At 45.1% G+C, this 10,064-nt stretch carries 10 protein-coding genes; 3 read left to right on the top strand and 7 right to left on the bottom strand.

What is annotated here, in order from left to right; genetic code table 11:
* The 3 genes from PHG53_09035 to PHG53_09025 all read right to left on the bottom strand — a co-directional run.
* Positions 1-190: four helix bundle protein (locus PHG53_09035; GenBank protein MDD5381762.1), on the bottom strand; the 190-nt coding region annotated here is incomplete at its 3' end.
* A gap of 55 nt (positions 191-245) precedes the next feature.
* Positions 246-2,177 (bottom strand): site-specific DNA-methyltransferase, encoded by a 1,932-nt coding sequence (locus PHG53_09030; GenBank protein MDD5381761.1) that lies wholly within the window; start codon positions 2,175-2,177, stop codon positions 246-248.
* A gap of 964 nt (positions 2,178-3,141) precedes the next feature.
* Positions 3,142-4,080 carry a DUF4056 domain-containing protein gene (locus tag PHG53_09025; protein ID MDD5381760.1) on the bottom strand — a complete coding sequence of 313 codons (939 nt, stop codon included), beginning with the start codon at positions 4,078-4,080 and terminating at the stop codon, positions 3,142-3,144.
* A gap of 460 nt (positions 4,081-4,540) precedes the next feature.
* Here PHG53_09025 and PHG53_09020 point away from each other — a divergent pair, with 460 nt between their 5' ends.
* Entirely contained in the window at positions 4,541-4,744 is a 204-nt protein-coding gene (locus PHG53_09020; protein MDD5381759.1) for a cold-shock protein, read from the top strand.
* Between the two features lie 258 nt (positions 4,745-5,002).
* On the opposite strand, the gene PHG53_09015 is transcribed toward PHG53_09020, so the two are convergent.
* Positions 5,003-5,413 carry an RNA-binding protein gene (locus PHG53_09015; GenBank protein MDD5381758.1) on the bottom strand — a complete coding sequence of 137 codons (411 nt, stop codon included), beginning with the start codon at positions 5,411-5,413 and terminating at the stop codon, positions 5,003-5,005.
* 311 nt (positions 5,414-5,724) lie between these two features.
* On the opposite strand from PHG53_09015, the gene PHG53_09010 reads away from it, so the two are divergent.
* Both PHG53_09010 and PHG53_09005 read left to right on the top strand, forming a co-directional pair.
* Positions 5,725-5,895: a hypothetical protein gene (locus tag PHG53_09010; GenBank protein ID MDD5381757.1), complete on the top strand. Its 171-nt coding sequence runs from the start codon at positions 5,725-5,727 to the stop codon at positions 5,893-5,895.
* A 105-nt stretch (positions 5,896-6,000) separates the two neighbouring features.
* A complete protein-coding gene (locus PHG53_09005) occupies positions 6,001-7,614 on the top strand; it encodes a radical SAM protein (protein ID MDD5381756.1) in 1,614 nt (537 codons plus the stop codon).
* On the opposite strand, the gene PHG53_09000 is transcribed toward PHG53_09005, so the two are convergent.
* From PHG53_09000 to PHG53_08990, 3 genes are all read right to left on the bottom strand, one after another.
* Positions 7,611-8,849 (bottom strand): DEAD/DEAH box helicase, encoded by a 1,239-nt coding sequence (locus PHG53_09000; GenBank protein MDD5381755.1) that lies wholly within the window; start codon positions 8,847-8,849, stop codon positions 7,611-7,613. The genes PHG53_09005 and PHG53_09000 overlap by 4 nt on opposite strands.
* Positions 8,850-8,986: 137 nt before the next feature.
* Positions 8,987-9,256, bottom strand: coding sequence for a hypothetical protein (locus PHG53_08995; GenBank protein ID MDD5381754.1), 270 nt, complete (start codon positions 9,254-9,256; stop codon positions 8,987-8,989).
* Between the two features lie 314 nt (positions 9,257-9,570).
* Positions 9,571-9,978, bottom strand: a complete 408-nt coding sequence (locus PHG53_08990; GenBank protein MDD5381753.1) for a pyridoxamine 5'-phosphate oxidase family protein — start codon at positions 9,976-9,978, stop codon at positions 9,571-9,573.
* Between the last annotated feature and the right edge of the window lie 86 nt (positions 9,979-10,064).

Genomic DNA, 10,064 nt, shown 5'->3' with positions numbered 1-10,064 from the left:
GTTCCGCCGTTGTGCCGCGTTCGAAACCCTCAGCGATATTATTTGAAACCGACAACGCCGCTCTACGAATTTGTCCCCGCAAGTCTCCCTGCTGAGCAAAGAATTTGTCTTTCGTCAGTCCATATACTCCTAAAGCCAGCTCTATCGCTGCCTTCCAGACCGGCAAATCCTCAAACCGCTCGTATTTCATTGCCAATTATCCTTCCATTTGAGATCTGAGATTTCAAATTTGAGATTCTTCTTTATCATATCACCTTAAACTCTATCTTCTCCGCTTCCATCTGTAGGGCAGTGTTCGTCTTTAACTGGTCGTTATTTTTAAAAGCAATATCTAAACAGGTGAACCTCTCCGGCTTTTCCTTTGTTATCTTCTCCACTAATTTCTTTGTTATCTTGTCCGCAAGACAAACTATCTCAACGCCGTCGGCCAACTTGTAATAATCCACGCCGTCAAAATTCTCTTTGGAAATTTTGGCGTTTAAATTGAACCTGCTGTTTTTAAGGATTATCTCAAAGAGCATATCTTCGCCAGATACGCCTTTTTTGACGTTATCGACAAACATCTTCATCTGTTCTTTTAGCTCTTCGCCTGTCTTTACATTCTCCTGCCATTGTTTGAAATTACTCTGCTCTAATTTAAAGACCTTAAACCCCAAATCGAGTTTGCCCTTGTCAAAATCCAGTTTACCGCCTGATTCCTTTTTTATCTTCTTCGCCACCCGGCGAATTCTCTCTTTACCAATCTCCGCTATCGTCTTAAATCCAGCCTTGAACGCCTCGCTCTCTTCTTCACAAGGTTCTGCCAACTGAACACAAATAAATTTCCTGTTCCCCCCATCCTCAGCGTTTAACTGCATTACCGCATGAGCCGTCGTACATGACCCAGCAAAAAAATCGAGAACAAAGTCATTCTCTTGCAAAATAGGCATTATAAGATATTTTATAAGGTTAACCGGCTTTACAGTGTAAAAAATATTATCGCGTCCCTCGATAATGTGAAACAAATCTTTTAACTCAATTTTTGCTTCAGTATTGGGAAATTTATCAATTAAACTTGGGACTTTTACTTTGCCTTCATCATCCCTCTCGTAGTATTTCTTATAGACTTGATATTCGCCATTCATCTTTTTTCGAAATTCTATTCGTTCCTCTTTCAATAATTGTTCAAAAGTATCTTTGCTGACCAACCATTGGGTTTTAATATTTTTCCCATCTGGAAGTTTTATCGGATAGACTAGAGTAGGTCGTTCTGCTAAATTCGATTTTAATGGACGAATATAATATTTACCTCTTTCGGCTTCATATTTGTCCGAAAATTCAAATTTCTCTTTTTCGTCTTCCGGCCTATCTATAACAATTTTAGTTCCATTTTCTGCATTTCGCGAATAGACCAAAATATATTCGTGCATATCAACATAATATTTTGAATGTTTGCCGCCAGTATATTTCTTTTTCCAAACCATCTGACAGAGAAAATTTTCTTCGCCGAAAATTTCGTCCATAATCATTCGAAGATTATGAACTTCATTATCATCTATAGAGACGAAAATAACGCCATCTTCACGAAGGAGGTTTCGGGCAAGAAACAGGCGGGGATACATCATTGAAAGCCAGTTTGAATGGAAGTGGCCCGCGTCTTTGCTGTTCTTTCGCCAAAAGCCGTCTTTTGTCAAAAGTCCCTCAGCGTCTTTTATTCCTGCCCTTTGTTCATAATCTTCTTTTTCCTCTTTGAAGCGGTCGGGATAAATGAAGGAGTCGTTGCCCGTATTATAAGGCGGGTCGATATAAATCATCTTTATTTTGCCGTAGTAGTTTTTTTGCAGAACTTTCAAGACCTCTAAGTTATCCCCTTCGATGAAAATATTCTCTGAATTTCGTCCGTCTTCTGAGATCTGAGATTTCAAATCTGAGATTCGTAAGGTTGCCGTTGTTGTTTCCTGAATATGACGAAAACATTCATTTTTCCCCGCCCAAGTCAGGCCGTATCGTTCATTGTTTGTATCGAGTTCTTCACCGAGAGATTGTTTTAATTTGTCGCCGTTGACTTTGCCTTCTGCGAAAATCTCTGGAAATCTTTTTTGCAGCAGTTCCAGCAGCTCTTTTTGTGGGCTTAACGAATTGCCGTCCACTTTAATGACTTTGGATTTTTTGCCGGATGCCTTTTTAGTTTTTTTCATATTTCTCCCTGCAAATTTCCCGACTGCACACTACCTAAAATCTCTCCGCCCCATTTTACCTCGTAGCTTGCCCTGCGGGCAAAGCGAAGATCCCCGACTGTTGCTCACTTGACTTTCTGTCGGGGACCCATGCTACTTTGGCTAAAAACAGGGAACCCATATTCTAAATCCTTTTTCATTCCCCTGCAAACCTTAATATCTCGAAGCAGAGTCTCGCCGTAGGCGGACGGAGCGTAGACCTCGGCGTAGCCGTAGGCGAAGACGGGCCTGCAAACCTTAATATCTGCGTTAATCTGTGTTAATCTGTGGTTAAAAATCAATCAAAACCGTTGGCCGGAGCGCAGCGAAGGTCCCCGCATGTTTTTGGCGGGGATCCAGTAAATTTCAATCAAATCCGTTGGTAGTTAGCCCCCTAAATCGAATTTTTTCAAAAAATTCTTACTCCTTTTCTCATATCGAGTTACGAGATTTATCCGCCTCAGGCGGAATCGAATTTTCGCATCAAACGCGCAGGTTCGTTTAATTTTAGAGAGACAGTCTCTCTTGAAAGGAATTACTAATGAGTGGTTACCAATAACCAATTAATACTGTTTACAATTTACTTCTCTTTTTTCTCTGTGGCTGAAATTTCGGCAACGGAGATTGTCTGTTTATAGGAAAAAAATCAATCAAAACATATTAATTATGCAAAACAAACCCAATTTTAAAAATGACAAAAATGAATATAACTTCAGATATGATAATTACTAACAACTACGAACGCCGAACTATGAACTACTCAAAACAAACCCAAACAAAGCCAAATTTACCCGCCTGTATGGCTGGTAAAATTGCCCTGCCTGCCCTCGGATGCCTGCCCCTGCATGTTGTAAGCAGGGGTCGTTATCGGGGGAGCTTGCCGAATGGGCCTATTAAAAATGCCTATGTGGCCGGCAAAATAGCCGACAAGAAGCGGATTGGCGGATTACTTTTTTCCTATTTCCTTTTTTATATAAGCCATAATCGCCGGCAGGTGTTTTTCCAACTCGATTTTCTTCGGGTATTCACTGGGGCTGATATCAGGATAGATAATCCTGAATATCTTATTTCTTTCCAATTCCTTCGGCCCAATTTCAAGTTTCATTTTGAATCCGTAAGTATAGAGGTAATAAAGCTTGGGGACAGGCAAAGGTTCCGGGACAGCATTGCGGCAGACGCCAGGGACAAGCATCGGAGTTATGAAACCATCGTCAATGCCAATATCCAGATTCCTGACCTTCATCTCGGCAATTAAAGCACCTTCATACCAGATGCCCCTCATTTTCTCAGAGGCATTTCTGGCTGTTTCTCTGGATCGTATGCCAAGCTTGCGAAGCTCCTTATCAAAAGCGATTGTCACGGCATCGTTGTAGCTGTGCCTTCTGTCCTGCAGGGCCAGGGCACCGATTTTGATGCCGAAGACGTTCGAATAAACGTCCTCCCAGGAAAAAGCCGAGGGCTGTTCCGGAACAAAGGCCATGCACTTGAAGCCGAACCAAGTGAGGACCTCATGCCAGGTAGTCATTACATAGGTTAAATATGAGCCCATTTCGATTGATAATTCATCAATCATTTTGTTTTTTTCTTTTCTCGACAGATTTTGCCAGTCGGGCGGATATTCAATGGTGACGTAATAAGTGGAAGGCTCGACTTTCAATTTGAATTCGAAATTGCGGTTTTCTTTCAAAAGGTTTTTCCTAGCCAAACCATGAATGTATCTTACATTATCGGCAGCGATTCTCGCGTGGGCGATATCGATATGTCCGCCATCACAGGTGTAAACGATGCCGTTTTTTTCTAAATAGGAATTTCCGAAATGATGCTTTCCCATGGTGTCGGCATCGAGGAAATGTGTCCCCAGAGTAGCGGTCGCGTAGCTGCCCATACGAAGACCCGGCCGACGGGCAGCACATCCGTTAAGGGAAATTGTGCCAATGAAAACGACCGATAGAACTATTAACTTTAACGCTGCTCTAAAAATATAATATCCCTTTAACTATAAGATACACCGTTAACAGAAGGCTTCCCATCCGTTAACCTCCTCACTGCCAGTTATATTATAGCAAAAAGAACCTGATTTGGGAAGTGTTTATCAAGAATCAGAAGACAAACAAAGAAGAATGAACCACGAATGAATCCGCCTTCGCCAAAGAGCTACGGCGGAGAGGATCTGCGCTGCGAGGGGCAAGAGGCCGGTATAATTATTATTTATTTTTATTGGACTTTCGCCGGTGTTCTGGTATAGTGACTTTCAGTTGGGTTTATTCTCACGTCTCTCAGGAATATTCTCTTAAAAATACGAGAGGCAGATTTTACGGCCATTAAAGGCCAAAAAGGAGATTTTTGTGAGTAAAGGTATAGTAAAATGGTTTAACAGCAGTAAAGGATTTGGATTTATCACTCCCGAGGGCGGCGGCGAAGATTTGTTCGTTCATCACTCAGAAATCAAGAGCACCGGTTATGCCAATCTTGAAGAAGGCCAGCAGGTAGAGTTCGTGGTCGGAGAGGGCAAAAAAGGCCCATGTGCGACCAACGTAATCCCCAGTTAATCTAAAACGACGTTCAAAAAGAAAAGGGCTCTGTTTAAAAACGGAGCCCTTTTGTTTTGCGATGCGGCGGGTTTAAGACAACTTTACCAAAACGTTTCTATTCTAACAATATTTATCTTTTACTTTCGTTCCAACAAACACAGCCACACCAATAACCATCCAAGCTTCCAATCTCATCAGAAGCATATTAACTTTCCTTTATCCAATCTTTCGCCTTCGGCCAAAAAAATCTGGAAAGGAGTTGAGTACTGTGCAACTTCAGTATCGGTCTCTGCCGCCGAAGCCACCACGGTCTCTGCCGCCACCACCGCCGCCGTAGCCGCCTTTTCCGCCGCCGCGTCCGCCTCTACCGCCGCCTCCTCCACCGAAGCCGCCTCTTCCGCGTCCGCCGCCACCGCCGCCGAAGCCTCCCCTGCCGCCGCGCTCGACCTTAGGTTTTGCCTCGTTGACAGTCATAGCTCGGCCCTTCATATCTTTGCCGTTCAGCGCTTCGATAGCTTTCAGCGCTTCCTCTTTAGAAGGCATTTCAATAAATCCGAATCCCTTGGATTTACCGCTGAACTTATCCATTATCATCCGGATTTCTGTGACTTGGCCGAACGGTTCGAACAGCTCTTTCAATTCGCTTTCGGTGACGTCAAACAATAAATTTCCTACATAAAGGTTCATACTGTAACTGCCTTTCTTTAGAGAAAAAGGTTGCCGGAATTTGCCGGCTTTCAATCAATATCCGTGACGGAGGGAGGATATTATACAATTTTCGTTCCAACTTACGTATCCGCTCAAGGTTTTAATGTTACCATATACGCCCAAGATAAGCAAATAATTAAAATGGATTAAAAGAAAGATTGTTTGACAATAGGAATAATAACGTGGTAGACTGGTAAAAACGCAAAAGATTAGAAACTCTTTAAGCTGCAAAGGAAGACAACTAACCTTTGCGGCTTTTTTTATTTTGCGTTCTATTTACAGGAGTAACAATGCGAAAAAGACTAAAAACCTCGGCCAATGACAGGAAATGCATGTTTCCGGGCTGCACACAGACTTTGAGCATCTATAACCATGAGACATTCTGCCACGTACATCGGGACCAGATGTCTGACAAGCAAATACTTAAGACCGCCTATCATCATTTCGTAGAAGCCAAATAATATCGATGGTCAGCTAAAGTATTCTTAATGAATTAAACAGGAGAGGCTTGATATTCGCTTCAAAAAAGTATAATCTGTTATGGAAACAATTTTTTGGTATGCGGAATGCTTGATTTAACGAAGAAAAGATACAGATTCAGAATAGTAATTCCCGCTTATCCGGCATTCAATATCTACTCACATATTGCGAAGAAGACCACTGCGCTTGGTCCGGTGTGCGTGGCTACTGCCATCAATAAGATGAGGAAATGGGACGCAGAGGTCATCGACGAAAATAACCTTCGACTATTCGGACCGAAGGCAAGCACGGGTGCGGACCACGAATTCCTACAGAGAAAACGTCCGGCGGACGTTGTCGGTTTTTACGGGGGTCTGACCAGCACAACACCGAGGTTGTATGAAATAGCGCGCTTCTACAAGGAGATGGGCATCGTAACAGTCGCCGGGGGTCAGCACTTTATTGAAGACAATATCGCTGAGGCGCTATCCAGCGGGATTGATTACGTCGTTATCGGCGAGGCGGAAGAGACAATCACAGAGCTTCTGTGCGTGATAGAAGGAGAGAAAGAACCGAGCGAGGTCAGAGGCATAGCTTATCTGAAGGACGGGGAGGTTTTTCTTACGGAAAAAAGGGAGCCGACGACTGACTTTGACAAGCTGCCGCTGCCCGATTTTTCACTTGTGCGTTATGCCAAAATCAAAATATATCCCGTTGAAAGGATTCGAGGTTGCGGGATGGATTGTGAGTTCTGCACGGTCAAAGGCAAACCCCGGCCGGCGAGTCCTGAACGACTGCTGGAACATATCAGCTCATTAGTCGAGAGCAGAAATGCGAGACATTTCTTTGTAGTGGATGACCTTTTCGGTCAACAGCGAGATGAAGCCGTAAGGTTCTGCAACATGCTCAGCGACTACGAAAAGAGCATCAAGAAGAGCCTGAACATTACCGTTCAGATAAGGTTAGACAAGGCCAAAGATACGGAGCTGCTTTCCGCGATGCAGCGGGCCGGCATCGAGACTGTTGCTATAGGTTTCGAATCTCCAATCGAGGAAGAACTCATCGCGATGAACAAGCACGTTCGGTGCGAGGAGATGGTGTCGCTGGCGAGGACGTTTAACAAATTCGGATTCCTTGTTCACGGGATGTTCATCTTCGGGTATCCACTAAAGGCGGGGCAGAGGTTTGAAATGCCCGCCGGTGAGCGTGCCAAGCGCTACAAACATTTTATCCAAAAGGCCAAGATAGACACAGTCCAAGTGCTGCTGCCCGTACCTATGCCCGGCACCGAGCTACGGCATCGCCTACAAGCGCAAAACAGGATTTACCCACTTGCGGACATAGGGTGGGAGTACTACGACGGCAATTTTCCTACCTTCGAGCCAGATGAGCCGCTGACCGCGAAGCAGATACATCGCTGCGCCAAGAAAATCATGGGGCACTTTTATCAGTTCAAGTATATGTTCCTTGTGGCGCTGAACATATTCTCATTTCCCACGTTGATTTTCTTTTTACACAACATCCGGCTGGGGTGGAGAAAGTGGTACCGCAACTGGCGCAACTACCTGATTCGTTTTGTCGGGTGGATAACGTTCCACAAATGGACGGTCGCGTTCAAGAAAAACAACTTCTTTCAAAAACTCGAATCCGCACAGCACCGCCTGAAAGCCGTCCCAAATGACCCCATACAGAAGCAGACCGGCGGTGGATTGGGTGCTTAACGTCTGCGTCGCGGGCGGCGGTGAGAAGCAAAGCGAGACTTTCCGCCCCTGCTTGAAAACTTTCCCCTGTGCGCTCCGAGTAGCGGTTTCGGGGGCAGGGATTTGGCGTAAGTAAAGCCGGGGCATTCCACGGGAGTAAAATCTCGCCCGATGAATTTTTGAATCCGACGAAGGTGGTTGATTTCATCGCGAGAGACGAAGGTAATAGCGTCACCAGTAGCCTCTGCCCTGCCGGTCCGGCCGATGCGATGAATGTAGTCTTCAGGGAAGGCGGGGACATCGAAATTAATGACGTGGGAGATGCCGGTAACATCGATACCTCTGGCGGCGATATCGGTAGCAACCATAACGCGGAATTTGCCACCTTTGAAGCCGTCCATTGCACGTTCCCGCTGGCTCTGGTTACGGCCAGAGTGAATAGCCACGGAGACAATATTATCCCGTTCGAGGTGACGCTGAATTTTGTCTGCGCCGTGCTTGGTGCGAGAGAAGACGAGGACGCTGGACAACTGGCCATCCCGGAGGAGGTGCAAAAGAAGAGCGACTTTCTGTTCCCTTTCGACGAGATAGATTTGCTGGGTAATTGTTTCGATGGGGTTTCTGGGTCTGCCAATCTGGATCATCAGAGGTGATTTCTGTACACCTGCGGCAAGGGAGCTTATTTCCGGAGTTATGGTTGCAGAGAAGAGCATAGTCTGGCGATTTTTCGGCACAGCAGCGATGATTTTCTGGACATCCCTGATGAAACCCATATCGAACATTCTGTCGGCCTCATCGAGAACAAGCACCTCGATATGCCTGAGGTCAATGGTGCGCTGGCGCATATGGTCGAGCAGCCGGCCCGGAGTTGCAACAACGATATCAACGCCCTGGCGGAGCGTTGTAAACTGACGTTTGATATTTACGCCGCCATAAACAGCGAGTGTCCGTAAACTCAGGAAACGGCCATAGCGGAGAATAGACTTTTCGATTTGCACAGCCAGCTCACGAGTGGGTGTAAGGATAAGGGAGCGGATAAATCTCTTTTTCAGCGGATGCTCGTGCGAAAGGCGGTTGAGGATAGGCAAGACAAAGGCGGCGGTTTTGCCGGTTCCTGTCTGTGCGCAGCCGATGATGTCTTTGCCGGCAATTGCTGCGGGAATCGCCTGTGATTGAACTTCGGTTGGGGCGGTGTAGCCGGCAGCAAGAATACCCCGCACGAGCGGATCGGAAAGACCAAAAGTGTTAAATGGCATTAGATAATCCTATAAGAGTCGCAGCAGGCAAGGCTGTACAGCCGAGCCAAGTTTGCGATAGAGTACCAAGCCGATGCTGACAATACAAGAGGATTGTGCATAGGCATGAAAATGCATAAAAGGTTTCCGCCTCCCTTTTACTTAGCGGCTTTGGCTTTTTTGGGTCTTTTGGCAGACTTTTTCTTGGCAGCAGCACTGAGTCTCTTTTCCTCTTTGTCTAAATATGTTCTCAGAGACACTATTCCTGTAGTGCCCCACTTGCTGAGGAAACTCAATACCCTCGCGATAAGCTTAACAACTTCGGGGCCGTATTTATCAATCTGCTTAAAGATTTCCTGGATTACACGGATAACTAAAAGGCCTGCTTCTGACGTGGTTTTTGGAAACTTAATTTTCTTCTTTGCCATATTTTGTCCTTTCTAAAATCTTAAACTTTGAATATAGCTGCCATAATATCACCTTACGTTTTCCTCGTTTTGAGATTCGTCATCACTAAATCTATACCACTGTTTAGTATAGTACATCCGTTTTGAATAAAACCAATGAAGAAATCCCGCTAAAAGCCAGATAAAACAAAAACCTATCGCCGCCCCAATGAATGCAGCCGCCAAGGATGTAAACACTTTAAGAAAAAAGATAAAGAATGAAACGGCACCAAGCACTGCCAAGGTTGTTCTAAGTCTTCTATTCATTGATACTCTCAATTGCTATCAGGGCCTGTTTATTTTAGTTCCACATTCGAGTATGAAAAGTCGGTATTCATAACGCGGATGTTGTCGGGTGTCATTTTTATTACGACATACTCCGGCGAGGCGGGGTCGGAGATGTGCTCTTTCAGGTCCGGAACCTCTTTGTAAAGCCAGAGCTTTTCGGCGTTGTCGGTGCTGACCGTGCAAGGGCCTGCGATGCGGACGTGTTTGCCGGCGGAATCGCAGAAACAATACTCGGCATAAGGGACTTTTTCAAGCTGGGCGATTTTGTCGGAAGAGGCAAATGTCGCACAGAAAAAGTCGCTACCCTTCCAGGCGACGGCGGCCATCGGCCTAACACCGACCTTTTTGCCATCGGTAGTAGCAAGGAAGCCCCAAGGAACCTGTTTTATGAATTGTTTTAATTCTTCGAGAGTCATAAAATATCCTTTCGCTTAATGTGAATTGATTTTATTATACGGTAGAATGAGGAAGAAGGAAAGAATATAAAACGATGGAGGATGGA

The sequence above is a fragment of the Phycisphaerae bacterium genome, assembly GCA_028714855.1.
In the GTDB taxonomy this organism is placed as follows: Bacteria; Planctomycetota; Phycisphaerae; order Sedimentisphaerales; family Anaerobacaceae; genus CAIYOL01.
This window is presented reverse-complemented; position numbering and strand designations above follow the sequence as displayed.

Coding starts and splice junctions, on each gene's coding strand:
- PHG53_09010 (MDD5381757.1), top strand. CDS start 5,725: ATGCGAAAAAGACTAAAAACCTCGGCCAATGACAGGAAATGCATGTTT.
- PHG53_09025 (MDD5381760.1), bottom strand. CDS start 4,080: ATGGGCAGCTACGCGACCGCTACTCTGGGGACACATTTCCTCGATGCC.
- PHG53_08995 (MDD5381754.1), bottom strand. CDS start 9,256: ATGGCAAAGAAGAAAATTAAGTTTCCAAAAACCACGTCAGAAGCAGGC.
- PHG53_09005 (MDD5381756.1), top strand. CDS start 6,001: ATGCTTGATTTAACGAAGAAAAGATACAGATTCAGAATAGTAATTCCC.
- PHG53_09030 (MDD5381761.1), bottom strand. CDS start 2,177: ATGAAAAAAACTAAAAAGGCATCCGGCAAAAAATCCAAAGTCATTAAA.
- PHG53_08990 (MDD5381753.1), bottom strand. CDS start 9,978: ATGACTCTCGAAGAATTAAAACAATTCATAAAACAGGTTCCTTGGGGC.
- PHG53_09000 (MDD5381755.1), bottom strand. CDS start 8,849: ATGCCATTTAACACTTTTGGTCTTTCCGATCCGCTCGTGCGGGGTATT.
- PHG53_09015 (MDD5381758.1), bottom strand. CDS start 5,413: ATGAACCTTTATGTAGGAAATTTATTGTTTGACGTCACCGAAAGCGAA.